We start from the raw sequence: 16,619 nt of genomic DNA on the forward strand, positions 1-16,619 counted from the left end.
CAGGCAGCCGCTGCCGCAGTTGCGGCCGAAGCAGAATTTTATTCCGGCAGCCTGGTCAAAATCGGGAGCCGCTGCGTTTCAAAGCGCTGTCCGCTTGGATGGACAGGCCAACGGGCTGTGGTAGTGTCAATGTCTATGAGCAAGGCAGCATTTTGTGCTGCGGCGTGTTCTGCGGAGACGACCGTGAAACTGGATCGGATCGATATCAAGATTCTGTACGAGTTGCAGAAGAACGGCCGCATCACCAACGTGGAACTGGCTGATCTGGTGCACCTGTCGCCAAGCCCGTGCCTGATGCGGGTCAAGAGACTGCAATCGGAGGGCTACATCGAGGGCTATTCCGCGCAGATCAATATCGGCAAGCTCGGCCAGACGCTGACCGTGTTCACAGAAATCACCTTGAAGAACCATCGCCAGGTGGACTTCGCCCGCTTTCTCGCCGTCGTGGAGAAAATCGACCAGGTCATCGAATGCCACCTCGTGTCGGGTGGCTACGACTATCTGATGAAGTTCGTGACCGCCGGCATCGCCGAGTACCAGACGATCATGGAACGGCTGACCGACATGGATATCGGCATCGACAAGTATTTCAGCTTCGTCGTGCTGAAGTCGCCCATCGTCAAGGCGCACATGCCGCTGCCCAGCCTGTTTCCGAGGTAGTCGGCAATTGCCGCGCTGCGCGCTGCGCCTGTAGCCGCTACCAGGTGTCCGGCCGCAAGATCGGGTGCAGTGCTTCCAATTCGGCTTGCATCTCGGCGATCATCCAGGCGCGGATATCGGAGACGACAGGCCGTACCGGCCTCGAGCGCGGAGCAATCAGCTGATGGATCCGGCCTGTCTTGATCTGCCTGTCCGAGGCCGGGACAAGGGTTCCCTGAAGCAATGCCCTTGAAACGTTGCTGAGCCAGCCGAGCGCCACGCCTTCCCCGTTCATCGCGGCTTGAAGCACGACGGCGTAGTCCGAGAATTCGAGCCACTTTGCCCTGCTGGTCTTGCGGTCCGCCACACTGCCCCAGGCGTCCAGCCATTGCTCCTTGGCGTCGGTCAGGTGAAGCAGGGCATGACCTTCCCCGGTTCCGGCATGGATCAACCGACCGTGGGCCGACAAATAGGATGGGCTGCAAACCGGAACGATGATCTCAGGCGAGAATGCCCAGTGGTGATAGTGGGTGTCGTCATCGGCCAGGATTCTCGTGGCAAGGTCGACATTCTCGGCGGGTCCTCGCAGGACGCCTGCGATCAGTTCGAATCTCAGGTCGACGTCGGGAAACCTGGTGTTGAATGCCCCTAACCTCGGAACGAACCAATAGGTTGCCAGAGAGCTCGAAAGGGAAAGGGTCACCACCGGCTTTGCAGCGCTGTTCTGCTTGATTCTCCGGATCATCTCCGCGATGCCGTCAAATCCCTCCCGCACGGCCGAATAGAGGGCGCGTCCGTCCGGGGTTGGGGTCAACCCCGTTGGGTCTCGTGTGAAAAGAGGAACGCCAAAATCGGCCTCGAGCTGGGCAATGCTGCGGCTGATCGATGGTTGCGTGACGTTGAACTCGCGCGCCGCGGCTGTGAAGCTACCCGACCGGACAGCCGCTTCGAAGACAAGCAGTCCGCGCGCGGAGGGAACGAGTTTAGCAAAACCAGCCATACGCCCAGCGTATAGACACCCCAACAATTTACAAGCTTTCTATGGTCCCGGAAATGGCGAACTATAACCCTCATGAATGGGGCGGAGCGGGACGTGAAGATAGCGGGATCTCAAGCGGGCAGCACATCCAGCGATCCTCTGCTGCAGCCGTTTCGGCTCAAGGGTCTGACGCTGCGCAACCGTGTCGTCAGCACCAGTCATGCTTCGATGTTGGACGATGGCGGCCTGCCGCTCGAGCGCTACCAGCGCTACCATGAGGAGAAAGCGCGCGGCGGCCTGGCGATGACCATGGTGGGCGGCTCGGCGATGACGTCGCCCGACTCGAGTTGGGGCGGCGGTCAGCTGGACCTTTCGACCGATCGCATCGTGCCTCATCTCCAGTCGCTGTCGCAGCGGGTGCATCGCCACGGCGCTGCCGTCATGTGCCAGGTCTCGCACCTTGGCCGGCGCGCCACTGCCTATGCCGGGAACTGGCTGCCGCCGGTGGCGCCGTCACGCATTCGCGAGACGCGAAACCGGAATTTTCCCAAGGAGATGGACGCCGCGGACATCGACAGGATCATCAAGGACTATGCCAGTGCCGCCAGGCGCTGCGTGGACGGCGGTCTTGATGGCGTCGAAACCGTCACAGGCGGGCATCTGATTGGTCAATTTCTCTCGCTCCGAACCAACAGACGCACGGATGGCTTCGGCGGCTCGCTGGAAAACCGCGCGCGCTTCGGCCTGATGGTTCACGAGGCGATCCGCCGCGCGGTGGGCGGCGATTTCGCTGTCGGCATCCGGTTCGTGATCGACGAGGCCGTCGAGGACGGGTCGGATTTCGAGGAATGCCTTGCCTTCGCCAGGCTGTTCGAGCGGGAAGGTCATATCGACTTCTTCAATTGCATCTTTGGCCGCATGGATACCGACCTGTCGCTGGCTGAGCAGAACATGCCCGGCATGTTCAGCCAGAGCGCGCCGTTCTTGCCGCTGGTCGGACAGTTCAAACAGGAAACCAGGCTGCCCGTGATCCACGCCGCGGGCATTCGGGACATAGCGACGGCGCGGCATGCGATCCGCGAGAACCTTGTCGACCTGATCGGCATGACCCGGGCGCATATTGCCGACCCGCACATCATCAACAAGGTGATGCGCGGCGAAGAAGAACGCATTCGTCCGTGTGTCGGAGCATCCTACTGCCTGTACAAGAAGGTGCAGTGCATTCACAACCCGGCCAGCGGCCATGAAACGATCATCAGCCATACCATCGTGCGGGCTGAGACGCCGAAACGTGTGGTCGTGGTCGGCGGTGGTCCGGGCGGGATGGAAGCGGCAAGGGTCGCCGCCGAGCGCGGCCACAGAGTGAGCTTGCTCGAAGCCGGGGCGCGACTTGGTGGACAGGTGCTCGTCGCGGCATCGGCGTCCGACCGCAAGGATCTCATCGGCATAGTCGACTGGCGCGTCGACGAACTCGCTCGCCTGGGCGTGGAAGTCCGTATCAACACCTATGCGGACGCAGAGATCGTCCTCGCCGAGCAACCGGACGCGGTCATCGTCGCCACCGGCGGCGTTCCCGATATGGAAAGGCTGGAGGGCGCCGAACATTGCGACAGCGTCTGGGACGTCCTGACCGGGGTCGTGCCGGCGAAGGACGACGTGCTGATCTACGACGAGACCGGACGCCAGGCCGCAATTTCCTGCGCCCTGCATCTTGCCCGTCCCGGGCGCGTGGTCAGCCTGGCTATAGCGGACGACACGCTGGCGATCGAGACGCCCTATCCGGACCGGGTGAGTTTCCGCAAACGCGCTGCGGAACGCGGCATCCGCGTCGTCAGCGATGTGCGCTTGGTCAAGGCAGCGCGCCAGGGCAACGGCATCGCCGCCACGTTCCGGCATGAGCTCACCGGTGCGGAAACGGAAATGATGGCGGCCCAACTCATTGTCGAGCGCGGCACGGTCCCCATGGAGGATACCTACCAGGAATTGCGGGCGCGCTCAGCCAACAACGGCGTCACCGACATAGCACTGATGACGGGAACGGAAACGAAGCGGGACAATGGTCCCCAAGCTGCCGGATCGTTCGTCTTGCACCGCATTGGAGACGCAGTTGCCAGCCGGGACATCTACTCGTCGATCTATGAGGCCTACCGGCTCTGCTCGCAATTGTAGACAGGGTGAAAGCCGACTGCGGCAGGCTGATTTGCCCTGACAGGAAGCACGCTAGCCCATGAAACTCGATCGGATCGACATCAAGATTCTGTACGAGCTGCAGAAGAACGGCCGCATCACAAATGTGGAGCTGGCGGAACGGGTCAATCTCTCCCCCAGCCCATGCCTGATGCGGGTCAAGAAGCTGCATGCCGAAGGCTATATCGTGCGTTATTCGGCGCAGATCGACATCGCAAAGCTGGGGCGGACGCTCACCGTCTTCACCGAAATTACGCTCAAGAACCATCGTCAGATCGACTTCGCGCGTTTCCTTGCCGCCGTCGACAAGGTTGATGCGGCCGTCGAATGCCACCGAGTTTCCGCCCGTTACGACTATTTGATGAAATTCGTCGCCGCCGGCATCGGCGAGTACCAGGAGATCATGGAGCGGCTGAGCGACATGGATATCGGCATCGACAAGTATTTCAGCTTCGTGGTGCTGAAATCTCCCATCCTCAAGGCGCACATGCCGCTGCCCAGCCTGTTTCCGATGTAGTCAGAGCAATTCCAGGAAAAGTGTGAAGCGGATTTCCCCGGGAAAAGCGCGTAGCGCTTTCCCTAGGGAATTGCTTTAAAAACAAATAGATAGGCGGTTAGCTGTTTCCATGAAACGGCTAACCGCCCTATCGATGGCCATACTGGCTGACGAGCTCAGGATCGCGGACGAGGCCATCGAGCCATGTCGGATCGAGCTTCGGCACGGAGGAGAACAGAAGCTTGGAATAGGGGTGGGTGGGCGCCTGCAGTCTGTCGGGCGTGATCTGCTCCACCCGCTGCCCATTATACATGACCATGATTTCGTCGCAGATCGCTTCGACGACGGAGAGGTCGTGGCTGATGAAAATGTAGGAAAGGCCCAACTCGCGCTGTAGCTCCTTGAGCAGTTCGATCACCGCGGCCGCCACCACCGTGTCGAGTGCCGAGGTGATTTCGTCGCAGATGATGAGCTTGGGTCCGGCCGCCAGGGCGCGCGCGAAGTTCACGCGCTGCTTCTGGCCGCCAGAAAGCTCCGACGGGCGACGGTAGCGCAGTGTCCTCGGCAGGCGAACCATGTCGAGCAGTTCGTCGACGCGCTTCGAGCGCGCCTGTCTGTCGAGCCCGTGATAGAAGGCTAGCGGCCGGGAGATGATGTCCTCCACCGGCTTGGCCGGATTGAGCGCGGTATCGGCATATTGGAACACGATCTGCATCTCGCGCAGCTGGTCCTGGCTGCGTTTCCCTGCGGCGCGCTGCAATTCCTTGCCGTCGAATATGATGTCGCCGGCCGCCGCCGGATGGATGCCGGCGATGACGCGCGCCAGCGTCGATTTTCCGCAGCCGGATTCGCCGATGACGCCGAGATTGCGCCCCTTCTCGACGACCAGGCTGACGGAATTGACAGCGCGGACAAGCGGCAGTCCGTCACCCCGCACCGCGCCATAGCCGGCGGTCACATTGTCGATACGCAGCAGCTCTTTCGTCCCGGCATCCGCGTCCGCATGTGCTTGCCGCGGTTTCGGCTCGAAGGCGGCCAGCAGTTCGCGCGTATAGGGGTGCTGGGCAGCCGAAAGAATCTGAGCCGTGGTGCCGGTCTCCTGCACTTCGCCGCCCTTCAGCACCACGATGCGATCGGCGATCTGGGCGACGACCGCGAGATCATGGGAAACGTAAACACCCGCTATCCCGCCAGCCCGCATGACCGATTTGAATGCCTTCAGCACGTCGATCTGCGTCGTCACGTCGAGTGCCGTCGTCGGTTCGTCGAAGATCATCAGCTTGGGATCGCCGATGAGCGCCATGGCCGCCGACAGCCGCTGCAATTGCCCGCCCGAAACCTGGTGCGGATAACGCGCGCCGATCCCTTCCGGATCCGGCAGCGACAAGGCCCGGAACAGCTCGACCGCTCGCTTTCGCGCTTGCTCGGGCGGCATCAGCCCGTGGATGCGCGTCACCTCGATCACCTGCTCCATGATGGTGGACGAGGGGTTGAAGGAGGCGGCGGCACTTTGCGGAACATAGGCAATGTCGGTGCCGCGCAACCTTGCGCGTTGCTTTTCGGAAAGTGCCGCCATGTTCTTGCCGTTGACATTGATCTCGCCGCCGGTGATCCGGCAGCCAGGACGCGCATAGCCCATCAGCGAGAGCGCGATCGTCGTCTTGCCGGAACCGCTTTCGCCGATCAGGGCGACGATCTCGCCATCGGCGATGTCGAGGCTGACGCCCTTGATGATCTCGACGACGCGACCGGCGTCGGTCGTCGCCTCGATCCTCAGGTTCCTGACCTCGACGAGATTGCTCATGCGTCCCTGTCCCTGATCTTCTGCGGCAGGTTGTCGATCAGCAGGTTGACGCTGATGGTGAGGCTGGCGATCGCCAGCGACGGAATGATGACGGCGGGCGCCGCGAAGGGCAGGCCGCCAATGTTCTCGCGCACCAGCGCGCCCCAGTCGGCGAGGGGCGGCTGCAGGCCGAGCCCGAGGAAGGACAGGCCGGAGAGCAAGAGCACGATGAAGACGAAGCGCAGGCCGAAGTCGGCCAGCACCGGGCGCATGATATTGGGCAGTATTTCGGATCCGATGAGATAGGCGGTGCTTTCGCCGCGGACCCGAGCGACGGTCATGAAGTCCATGCTGTTGATGTTGACGGCGAGCGCCCGCGCGAAACGGTAGGCGCCGGGGATATAGATGACGGCGAGCGTCAGGATCAGCGCCGGGATCGACGAGCCGACCGCGGCGACGACCACAAGGCCGAACAGCTTGCTGGGGATGGAGTTCATCGCATCGAGGAAGCGGCTGAGGCAGCTGTCGAGCCAGCCGCCGGTGACGGCCGCGATCATCCCCAGCACGACGCCCGAGACGCAGGCGATGACGACGGCGGCGAGCGATATGCCGACGGTGTAGCGCGCGCCCATCAGCACCCGCGAGAGCATGTCGCGCCCCAGATAGTCCGAGCCGAGCCATAGGCCTTGACGCATCGGGCCGAAATAATCGTCGTCGACGATGTCGCCGATCGAATGGGGAATGATATAGGGCGCGAAGATGGCGATCAGCGTCCACGCCAGGATGACCAGCGCGGCCACGACGCCCACGAGATTGTAGCTGTGACCCAGGAAGGACCGTCGGGAAGTTGCCACGCGCGCCATCGTCACCTGAGCCTCGGGTTGGACATGATGGCGATGATGTCGGCGATCGTGATGAGCAAGAGATAGCCGAGGCAGAAGATCATTGCGCAGCTCTGGATCAGCGGCAGGTCGCGGGTCGCGACCGCATCGACCATCAGCTTGGCGATGCCGGGATAGTTGAAGATCGTCTCCACGATGATCACGCCGCCGACCAGGTAGGACAGCGACAGCGCAACCGCGTTGACGATCGGCCCGAGCGCATTGGGAAGCGCGTGCTTGAGCACCATGCGGCCGCGTGAGGCGCCTTTGAGAAGCGCCATCTCGACATAGGGCGTGGAAAGCGTTTCGATCACCGCGGCGCGTGTCATGCGGATCATCTGGGCGGAGATGACGAAGGTGAGTGTGATCACCGGCATCGCATAGATGCGCACGAGGTCGGTCAGCGTATGCGCCTCATTGACCGAGGACAGCGCCGGCAGCCATTTGAGATAGACAGCGAAAAGCAGGACCGCCAGCGTCGCGACCATGAACTCCGGCACCGAGATGACGCCGATCGCAAGAATGGTGACGGTGCGGTCGTAGAAGGAGCCGCGCAGCATCGCGGCGGTGATGCCCAGCGTCAGCGCCAGCGGCACCGAAAGCAGCGTGGTGATGCCGGCGAGCTCCATGGTGTTGACGAAGCGCCCGCCGATCAGCGCCGCGACCGGCATCTCATTGGCATAGGAGGTGCCGAGGTCGCCGTGGAGCAGGCCGAGAAGCCAGCGCAGGAAGCGCAGGATTGCCGGATCGTTGAGATGCATGGCCTCGCGCAAGCCGGCAACGGCTTCAGGCGTAGCCGCCTGGCCGAGCAGGATCGACGCGGTGTCGCCGGGCAGCATGCTGGTGGCGAAAAACACGGCGAACAGGACGATCAGAAGTGTAACGACCGCGATCGCCAGCCGCTTCAACACGAGGTTTAAAACCCCAGACGTCATGGAAGCGCTCCTGCGGTTGCGTTCGGCCAAGCCATGTTGCGCAATTGTACCGGGGACCGGCTATCCGGCCCCCGGCAGGCGCCTCTCAGGCTTCGAGCCAGAGATATTCCGCCATTGCGTAGCCCATCATGCCACCGAGCGGGTTCGCCTCCAAACCCTTCACCTTGCTGGAGAGGGCATCCACGTTGGAAATGTAGGCCGGGATGATGGTGCCGGCCTCCTCGGAGATCATGGTCTGCATCTGGCCATAGATTTCCTTGCGCTTGGCCTGGTCGAGCGAGCCGCGCGCCTCGATCATCAGCTTGTCGAACTTCTCCGACTTGTACTGGCTTTCGTTCCAGGGCGCGTTGGAGGCGTAGAGCAGCGAGAACAGGATGTCCGGCGTCGGGCGTGGATTGATGTTGCCGAAATGGATCGGCGCCTTGAGCCAGTAATTGTCCCAATAGCCGTCGGACGGGACGCGCTGGACGTCGAGCTTCATGCCGATGTCGGCTCCGGCGGCCTGGATGATCACCGCCATGTCGATCGACGAGGTCGCGGCATCGGAGGCGATCACCGGGATGGACTGGCCGAGCAAGCCCGACTTCTGGAAGTGGAACTTGGCCTTGTCGGGGTCGAAGGCCTTCGGCTTGAGGTCGGCATTGTGGAAGATGTTCGCCGGCGAGACGGGCTGGTCGTTGCCGACTTCGCCAAGGCCGCGCAATGCCGATTTGACGATCTGCTCGCGGTTGACGAGGTATTTCATGCCGGCCACGAAGTCGGCCTTGTTGCCCGGATCCATGTCGAGCCGGATGTTGAGGTCGGTGTAGTTGCCCGAGGTCGTCTTCGACAATTCGAAGCCCTGCTGGCCGCCGATGAGCTTCATCGCGCGCGGATTGATCGAGGCGGCGAAGTTGATGTCACCGGAAAGCAGGGCGTTGACGCGGGCGCTGTCGTCGCTGATGGCGATGAATTCGAACGAGTCGAGATAGGGCTGGCCCGATTTCCAGTAGTTCTTGTTCTTGGTGACGACCGACCGCACGCCCGGTTCGAACGTCTGCAGCACGAAGGCACCGGTGCCGTTGCCCTTGGAGAAGTCGGTGGTGCCATCGGCGACGATCATGAAGTGATGCAGCGCCAGGATGGTCGGGAGGTCGGCATTCGGATCGGCGAGCGTGATTTCGACCGTGGACTTGTCGACGGCCTTGAAGCCGGTCATCTGGGCCGCGATCTTGGCGACTTTGGAACCGACCGCCGGATCGAGATGGCGCTTCATCGAGAAGACGACGTCGTCGGCGGTGAGGGCCTTGCCGTCGTGGAAGGTGACGCCCTTGCGCAGCTTTACGGTCCAGGTCTTGGCGTCCTTGCTGTCGAAGCTTTCGGCCAGCTCCATCTGCGTGACGCCATCCTTGTCGAGGAAAGTCAGGCGGTTGTAGAGCGAGCAGCAGCGGACATAGTCGGTCGACAGCGACGCCTTTGCCGGATCGAGCGTGTCGGCGGTCGAGGACGACCAGCCGGCGGCCTTGAAGCTCCCGCCGGAAACCGGCGTGGCGGCGACGGCATTGGTGGCGCGGCCAAGCACCATGCTGCCCGCGGCAATCGCGGCGCCGCCGGCCAACAGCATCTTGAGGAGTTCACGGCGGCTCGCGCCCCGCCGAATGGCATTTTCGACCATGGCATCGTCTGCGCTGGTCCAGTTCGTGATCTTGTCGGTCATATCATTCCCCTTTCGTTTGTTTTCCGGGTTGCTCGTCTTCCTGCGGCTTTCCGGGCTTGGGCTCAGGTTCGTTGCTTCAGGCTTTCCCGCACGGCGGCGGCAAGGGCCGCCATTGACGTGAAGTGGTAGTCCGGCGTGGTGAAACGCTCGGGCTCGATCGTGCCGCCATAGCCCTTCTGGGCGTGCCGGCGCTCGATCCAGCAATTGGTCATGCCAAGCGCCCGGGATATGCCGATGTCGTGGTACTGGCTTTGCGCCACGTGCAGGATGTCGTCCTTGCTGTCGCCCCGGGAAGCCACGAAATCGAAGACCTTCTGGAAGAAGGCCGGGTCCGGTTTCTCCGTGCCTGTATCGTCGGCTGTAAATGTGGCGAAGAAGGGTGATCCGAGTTGCTTCTCGAAATGATCGAGCGCCCAGCGCCGGGCATTGGTCATGGCAATCAGCCTGTGCGACTTCGCAAGGTCCGCCAATGCCGCCGCGCTGTCGGGGAAGCCTTGCCAGAGGCTGGCGGAATCCCGCAGGCGGACGCCGTATCTCTCCTCGGGCGGCAGGCCGAGCCGCGGCGCGATGACTGTGTAGACACGCACGAGATCGTCGGGAAACAGGCTTGCATCGGGCATGTAGCGGGCCTGCCGGTAAAGGCTCAGCGCTTCCTCGCCATCGAGCGAAACGCCGGCCTCGGCGGCAATCCCGGCCAGGCAAGTCGTGATGCCGCCTTCGAAGTCGATCAGCGTGCCGACGACATCGAAGGTCATGTATTTGAATTCGCTAAAGCCCCTGGCCAAGACTGGGTCTCCTCTGCGCGCGGCCGAATTGCATGTGTTGAACAGAACAAAATTCCGTGCTGTCCGGGGCGTAGGCCTTTTTCGAAGGCCCGGATATCCGGGCTTTCTGGCCTTGTCGTATCAACAGTCTGGCACTTCCCCCGCGCTGGATTCGCCGAAAAGGCGTGAGGGGGCGGCACAAAATTGCGAAATCGTCTGCCCCGGCGATATTTCGAGACACGACATATTTCGCCGCCGTCATGCCAGAGCCTGGCGGACATCGGGATCGGCCAGCGTCTGGTCGAGCGTCCGGCGCGTGCGTTCGATGATCGCGTCGATGTCGCTGTCGGTGCAGCAGAGCGGCGGTGCGTAGCCGATAACCCCGGTGGCAAAGGCACGGATGATCAGGCCATTGTCCCACGCCCTGTCGAAGACGCGCCGCGCCGGCATGGCCGACGCCGGAAGCGGCGCCTTCTTCTGTTTGTCGACCACCAGTTCGACGGCGGCAAGCATGCCGCGGCCGCGCACGTCGCCGACGAGCGGGTGGTCCCTCAGGCCCTCCAGGCCAGCCATCAGGCGGGCGCCGGCCTTGATGCCGTTCTCGAGAAGGCCGTCTTCGTAGAGCTTCAAAACTTCGAGCGCGACGGCGGCGCTGACGGGATGGGCGGAATAGGTGTAGCCGTGGCCGACGGCCGAGGCGCCTGCGCCATCGGCGATGACGTCGTAGACATGATCGGCCATGAACACGGCGCCCATGGGAACATAGCCCGAGGTCAGCCCCTTCGCGGTCGTCATGAAATCGGGAACGATGTCCTCATCGGTGCAGGCGAACAAAGGGCCCGTGCGGCCGAAGCCGGTGATGACCTCGTCGGCGATGAACAGGATGCCGTGCTCCCGGCAGAGCTCGCGCATAGCCTTGATCCAGCCTTTCGGTGGCACGATGACGCCGCCCGAGCCCTGGATCGGCTCGGCATAGAAGGCAGCGACCCGCTCCGGTCCGATCTCCTCGATCTTGGCCTTCAGCGCGGCGCGCGATGCGGCGATGATCGCGTTGCCGTCCTCGCCCACCGGGTTGCGATAGGGATAGGGGGAGGGGATCTTGTGCTGCCATTCGAAGGGAATGCCAAAGCCTGCGTGAAAGGCGGGCAGGGCGGTCAGGCCCGCGCCGACCACCGACGACCCGTGATAGCCCTGCTCGATGGAAATGAACTGGTCGCGCTTTGGCTCGCCCCTGGCATTCCAGTAATAGCGGACGAAACGGATCGTGCTGTCGACCGCGTCCGACCCGCCAAGCGTGAAGAAGACATGATTGAGATCTCCGGGCGCGCGCTCAGCCAGTTCCGAGGCGAGGCGGATGGCCGGCTCAGAGCCGAGGTCGAAATAGGCGGTGGCGTAGGGAAGCTCGCGCATCTGCCGGGCCGCCGCCTCGACGATGCTGTCATGGCCGTAGCCGGCGTTGACGCACCACAACCCCGCGAAGCCGTCAAGAAGTTGCCGGCCGGACGCATCGGTCACGGTCGCCCCCTTCGCCGATTTCAAGACGCGCACGCCTTGCGCCTCATGACCACGGTATGAAGAGACCGGGTGGATGAGATGGGCGCGATCGAGTTCGATCAGGGAATTGGCGAGCATTGTTGTCCTCCGGACTAGCCCAGCGCCTGGTTGGCGAGGGCGTAAACTTTCGGTCTGGCCTGTTCCATGTTCGTCTTGGGTGGACGGTCCATGGCCACGCCGCCGCCGACATGGGCGAGGCCGATTTCCTCGAGCCAGCCGGCGATGCCGGTCCCGCTGCCGGTATCGACGCGCAGGAAGGCTCCGGGACGCGGCGCGGCGAAGAAGCCGATCAGGGCCTTAGCCTCGTCGGTGCTTCCCGCGATGACCGGACCGATCACCTCGCCGCGTCCGAACGGGCGGATCGCGGCATAGGCCTCGATGGCGCCGTTACGGCGGATGACCGCGAATTGGCCGCGCTCCGCCAGCGCATCGATCAGAGCTTCACGGTCGGCGCCGTAGGCATCGCGGTCCAGCGCCTTGATCTCCGCGAGGTCGGCGGTGCCCGCGGCTTCCACGCCGCCGGGCGCACCAAGCTCGGCAACGCTGCCCTGATGTTGCCGGATCGTACCGGACGGCACGAAGCCGAGTTTTTCATAGAGCGGCATGCCGTCCGCTGTCGCGACGAGCCGCAGCGGACGGTCGCCGGCAAGTGCGAAGGCCTGATCCATCAGCCGGCGCCCAAGCCCCTTGCCCCGCACATTCCTGTCGACGATCACCATGTTGATCATGGCGCAATCCATGCCATAGGGCGTCACCAGGATGGTTCCGGTGACACGGCCCTGATCGTCGAGCGCGACCGCACCGTTCGAGAGCTGCAGCGCCATCTGCCAGTCCTGCGGCCGATGCGGCCAATTCTCCTGGCGAGAAAGCACCACCGCTCCCTCAATATGGTCCGGCCCGAAGGCCTGGAGTTCGATCTCGCCCTGCTGCATGAGGCATCCTTCCGTCTAGTGCCCAAGTCTCGGCCATCGGCGCGCCGCAGATCATCTGAAGGCATTGGCCTCGGCGGTATCTTTCGCCGTAGCGCAAGCGGTGCGCCGCATCTTGTGCTGGCATCGTCCGCGGCGGATGCGTTTCACGCCGATCGCGGCGCCGCGATCGGCACGCCAGATGCTACAGCGTGCCAAACCGGATGGCGGATACGGAACTTTCTGCTTTCGGGAGGGCGATTTCGGTCAGGTGGGTCGCCACCTGCCGTCCTATGATGAAATACATCCCAGCGCGGATGTGCTTCCACCGGAGATCGACGGACATGGCTTCCTTCAGGCCCAAATACATCACCTTCGACTGCTACGGCACGTTGACCTTTTTCCAGATGGCGGAAGCGGCGCGCGACCTCTACGGCAGCCGGCTCGACGAGCCGCGCATGCAGGAATTCATCAAGAACTTCGCGGCGTATCGGCTCGACGAGATCATGGGCGACTGGAAGCCCTATGCCGACGTCGTCCACAATGCGCTCGAGCGCACCTGCAAGCGTAACGGCGTCGCCTTCAGCGCCGACGATGCCCGAATGGTCTACGAGCGCGTCCCGACCTGGGGGCCGCACGCCGACGTTCCGGCCGGGCTGGCGAAGGTCGCCAAGGAAATTCCGCTGGTCATCCTGTCCAACGCCATGAACGCGCAGATCATGTCCAATGTTGAAAAGCTCGGCGCGCCGTTTCATGCCGTCTACACCGCCGAGCAGGCGCAGGCCTACAAGCCCCGCTTCAAGGCCTTCGAATACATGTTCGACAGGCTGGGCTGCGGCCCGGAAGATATTCTTCACTGCTCGTCTTCGTTCCGCTACGACCTGATGTCGGCACACGATCTCGGCATCAAGAACAAGGTCTGGGTCAATCGCGGCCATGAACCGGCCAACCCGTACTACGGCTATGTCGAGATATCAGACATTTCCGGTCTTCCAGGCGTCGTTGGGCTCTGAAACAGGCGGATTGCCGATGAAGTTCGTCTCCTACTGGCACGACACGGCCCCTGTCTTTTCCGGCGGGGCGCAAGGCCCGGTCGAGGGGCACTACGATGCCGCCATCATCGGCGGCGGCTTCACCGGTCTCGCCGCCGCACGCCAATTGGCGAAGGCCGGAGCCAAGGTGGCCGTGCTGGAGGCGGAACGTGTGGGTTGGGGCGCATCTGGACGTAATGGCGGACACCTAAACAATGGCCTCGCCCACGGCTATCTCTCCGCCAAGGCGGAGCTCGGCAAGGAACGCGCCATCGCGCTCTACCGGGCGCTCGACGACTCCGTCGACACCATCGAGGCGCTGGTCGCGGAGGAAGGCATCGACTGCAATTTCCGCCGCGCCGGCAAGCTGAAGCTCGCCTCCAAGCCGCAGCATTTTGATGCGATCGCCCGCAACTTCGAAGCCCTCCATGCCGAAGTGGATCCCGATACGGCGCTGCTGTCGGCGGCGGATCTCAAGTCCGAGATCGGCTCGCCATTCCACGGCGCGATGCTGTCGAAGAAGAGCGCCATGATGCATATGGGCCGCTATGTGGCGGGTCTCGCCACTTCAGCCGCCCGCTATGGAGCCGTGATCCACGAGAACGCGGCGGTTACCAACCACACGCAGGCCGGCGGCAGGCATGAGCTGACCACCTCGCGTGGCCGGATCAGCGCCGACAATGTGCTGGTGGCGACCGGCGCCTACACGACGCCTGACTTCGGCTACTTCCGCCGCAGGATCATCTCCGTCGGCAGCTTCATCATCGCCACGCGGCCGTTGAGTGACGCCGAGATCACTGCCACCATGCCGGGCAACCGAACCTGCGTGACCTCGATGAACATCGGCAACTACTTCCGGCTGTCGCCAGACAGGCGCCTGATCTTCGGCGGCCGCGCACGCTTTTCGGCGACATCCGACCAGCGCTCCGACGCCAGGAGCGGAGAGATATTGCAGGCAGGCCTCGCGGCCATCTTTCCGCAACTCGCCAAGGTCGAGATCGACTATTGCTGGGGCGGGCTGGTCGATATGACCAAGGATCGCTTCCCGCGCGCCGGTTACCATGACGGTGTCTGGTTCGCGATGGGCTATTCCGGCCACGGCGCGCAGCTCTCCACCCAACTCGGCATCATCCTCGCCGATGCCATGCTCGGCCGCGAAGATCGCAATCCGATGAAGGGGCTCGAATGGCCGTCCATTCCCGGATACTCCGGCAAACCCTGGTTCCTGCCGATGGTCGGCCTCTACTACAAGGCGCTCGACCGTATTCAGTGATCGCCGATCCGGCCCGATCGGGGCTTCAGCCCAGCCCGCCGATGTGGAAGCTCTTCATCTCTAGATACTCCTCGATGCCGGCCTGCGCGCCCTCGCGGCCGAGGCCGGACAGCTTGACGCCGCCGAAGGGGGCGACCTCAATCGAGACCGAGCCGGTGTTCAAGCCCACCATGCCGAACTCCAGCGCCTCACCGACGCGCCAGGCGCGTTTCAAATTCTCGGTGTAGAAGTAGGAGGCAAGCCCGTACGGCGTGCCATTGGCCAGCGCGATCGCTTCCTCTTCCGTCTCGAAACGGAAAAGTGGTGCGACCGGGCCGAAGGTTTCCTCTCCGGCAAGCTGCATCTCTTTCGTGGCGCCAGTCAGCACCAGCGGCGCGACATACTGAGGGCCGTCCGGCAGAGCCGGCTTCTCGGTGATGATCGCAGCACCCTTGGCGAGCGCGTCCTCGACGTGGCGGTTGATCTTCTCGACCGCTGCCATGTTGATCATCGGCCCGATGGCGACGCCGGGCTGCGTGCCCGGCCCCACCGTCATGGCGTTGACGCGTGCGCTAAGCTTGGCGGCGAAGGTTTCGTAGACACCGGCCTGGACGAGGATGCGGTTGGCGCAGACGCAGGTTTGGCCGCCATTGCGGAACTTAGAGACCAGCGCACCCTCGATCGCGAGATCGAGATCGGCGTCGTCGAAGACGATGAAGGGCGCGTTGCCGCCGAGTTCGAGGCTGAGCCGCTTCACGCTGTCGGCCGCCCCGCGCATCAGCAGCGAACCGACCCGCGTCGAGCCGGTGAAGGAGATTTTGCGGACGGCCTCGTTCGCCATGATCTCGTTGCCGATCTCCGTGGGCATGCCGGTGACGATGTTAATGACGCCGGCGGGGATGCCGGCGCGCTCGGCAAGCACGCCGAGCGCCAGCGCCGAATAGGGGGTGAACTCGGACGGCTTGATCACCACGGTGCAGCCGGCGGCCAATGCCGGCGCGACCTTGCGGGTGATCATCGCATTGGGGAAATTCCACGGCGTGATGATGCCGCACACGCCTACCGGTTCCTTCAGCACGATGATGCGGCGGTCGGAGGTGGGCGAGGGGATGGTGTGGCCATTGATGCGGCGCGCTTCCTCGGCGAACCATTTGACGAAGGATGCGCCGTAGCGGATCTCGCCTTTGGCCTCGTCCAGCGGCTTGCCCTGCTCGGTCGTCAGGATCAGCGCCAGATCATCCAGATGCGCCAACATCAGGCTGTGCCAGGCTTCCAGCAGGGCGGCGCGTTCGGCGTTGGTCTTCTTCTTCCAGCCCCCATAGGCGGAAGCCGCCGCCTCTATGGCCGCACGGGTCTCCGGACCGGCCATGTCGGGCACCGTGCCGATCGCCGCCTGGGTTGCCGGATCGATGACGTCGACCGTCCTGCCGGAGCCGGCAGCGACCCATTTGCCGCCGATCAGGCCGGCTTGGCGGAGGAGGCTTTTGTCTCTGAGGTTTTTCATCGAAAACGAC

Annotated in this window: 15 protein-coding genes; 5 read left to right on the top strand and 10 right to left on the bottom strand. The window is 63.3% G+C overall.

The features are described from left to right. Positions 1–183 precede the first annotated feature (183 nt). The gene (locus AC1DX0_RS02350; RefSeq protein ID WP_127327820.1) at positions 184–660 is read left to right on the top strand and encodes an Lrp/AsnC family transcriptional regulator; all 477 of its coding nucleotides are present in this window, start codon (positions 184–186) and stop codon (positions 658–660) included. 37 nt (positions 661–697) lie between these two features. On the opposite strand, the gene AC1DX0_RS02355 is transcribed toward AC1DX0_RS02350, so the two are convergent. Next, positions 698–1,639 carry a LysR substrate-binding domain-containing protein gene (locus AC1DX0_RS02355; RefSeq protein WP_477220718.1) on the bottom strand — a complete coding sequence of 314 codons (942 nt, stop codon included), beginning with the start codon at positions 1,637–1,639 and terminating at the stop codon, positions 698–700. A 72-nt stretch (positions 1,640–1,711) separates the two neighbouring features. Between AC1DX0_RS02355 and AC1DX0_RS02360 the strand changes: the two genes are divergently transcribed. Beyond that, positions 1,712–3,787, top strand: coding sequence for an oxidoreductase (locus AC1DX0_RS02360; RefSeq protein WP_477220719.1), 2,076 nt, complete (start codon positions 1,712–1,714; stop codon positions 3,785–3,787). Positions 3,788–3,845: 58 nt separating this feature from the next. Further along, positions 3,846–4,322 carry an Lrp/AsnC family transcriptional regulator gene (locus tag AC1DX0_RS02365; RefSeq protein ID WP_477220720.1) on the top strand — a complete coding sequence of 159 codons (477 nt, stop codon included), beginning with the start codon at positions 3,846–3,848 and terminating at the stop codon, positions 4,320–4,322. Between the two features lie 127 nt (positions 4,323–4,449). Here AC1DX0_RS02365 and AC1DX0_RS02370 read toward each other — a convergent pair whose 3' ends face one another. The 8 genes from AC1DX0_RS02370 to AC1DX0_RS02405 form a co-directional block, all read right to left on the bottom strand. Further along, the gene (locus AC1DX0_RS02370) at positions 4,450–6,105 is read right to left on the bottom strand and encodes an ABC transporter ATP-binding protein (protein ID WP_477220721.1); all 1,656 of its coding nucleotides are present in this window, start codon (positions 6,103–6,105) and stop codon (positions 4,450–4,452) included. Beyond that, complete coding sequence (locus tag AC1DX0_RS02375; RefSeq protein WP_477221084.1) at positions 6,102–6,947, bottom strand: ABC transporter permease; 846 nt, start codon at positions 6,945–6,947, stop codon at positions 6,102–6,104. Before AC1DX0_RS02375 ends, AC1DX0_RS02370 begins: the two co-directional genes overlap by 4 nt. Before the next feature lie 2 nt (positions 6,948–6,949). Beyond that, complete coding sequence (locus tag AC1DX0_RS02380; RefSeq protein ID WP_127327816.1) at positions 6,950–7,900, bottom strand: ABC transporter permease; 951 nt, start codon at positions 7,898–7,900, stop codon at positions 6,950–6,952. Positions 7,901–7,985: 85 nt separating this feature from the next. Next, positions 7,986–9,596, bottom strand: coding sequence for an ABC transporter substrate-binding protein (locus AC1DX0_RS02385; protein WP_477220722.1), 1,611 nt, complete (start codon positions 9,594–9,596; stop codon positions 7,986–7,988). Between the two features lie 62 nt (positions 9,597–9,658). Continuing rightward, the gene (locus AC1DX0_RS02390; RefSeq protein WP_477221085.1) at positions 9,659–10,351 is read right to left on the bottom strand and encodes an HAD-IA family hydrolase; all 693 of its coding nucleotides are present in this window, start codon (positions 10,349–10,351) and stop codon (positions 9,659–9,661) included. Positions 10,352–10,618: 267 nt separating this feature from the next. Beyond that, positions 10,619–11,992, bottom strand: a complete 1,374-nt coding sequence (locus AC1DX0_RS02395; RefSeq protein ID WP_477220723.1) for an aminotransferase class III-fold pyridoxal phosphate-dependent enzyme — start codon at positions 11,990–11,992, stop codon at positions 10,619–10,621. A 14-nt stretch (positions 11,993–12,006) separates the two neighbouring features. Then, complete coding sequence (locus tag AC1DX0_RS02400; RefSeq protein WP_127327812.1) at positions 12,007–12,846, bottom strand: GNAT family N-acetyltransferase; 840 nt, start codon at positions 12,844–12,846, stop codon at positions 12,007–12,009. A gap of 181 nt (positions 12,847–13,027) precedes the next feature. Beyond that, positions 13,028–13,168, bottom strand: a complete 141-nt coding sequence (locus tag AC1DX0_RS02405; protein WP_164762593.1) for a hypothetical protein — start codon at positions 13,166–13,168, stop codon at positions 13,028–13,030. Here AC1DX0_RS02405 and AC1DX0_RS02410 point away from each other — a divergent pair. Both AC1DX0_RS02410 and AC1DX0_RS02415 read left to right on the top strand, forming a co-directional pair. Next, complete coding sequence (locus AC1DX0_RS02410) at positions 13,167–13,835, top strand: haloacid dehalogenase type II (protein WP_477220724.1); 669 nt, start codon at positions 13,167–13,169, stop codon at positions 13,833–13,835. The genes AC1DX0_RS02405 and AC1DX0_RS02410 overlap by 2 nt on opposite strands. A 16-nt stretch (positions 13,836–13,851) precedes the next feature. Further along, positions 13,852–15,126 carry an NAD(P)/FAD-dependent oxidoreductase gene (locus AC1DX0_RS02415; protein WP_477220725.1) on the top strand — a complete coding sequence of 425 codons (1,275 nt, stop codon included), beginning with the start codon at positions 13,852–13,854 and terminating at the stop codon, positions 15,124–15,126. Between the two features lie 25 nt (positions 15,127–15,151). Here the strand turns inward: AC1DX0_RS02415 and AC1DX0_RS02420 are convergent, their stop codons facing one another. Then, positions 15,152–16,609: an NAD-dependent succinate-semialdehyde dehydrogenase gene (locus AC1DX0_RS02420; RefSeq protein WP_477220726.1), complete on the bottom strand. Its 1,458-nt coding sequence runs from the start codon at positions 16,607–16,609 to the stop codon at positions 15,152–15,154. Between the last annotated feature and the right edge of the window lie 10 nt (positions 16,610–16,619).

The sequence above is a fragment of the Mesorhizobium sp. P3_A9 genome, assembly GCF_056402975.1.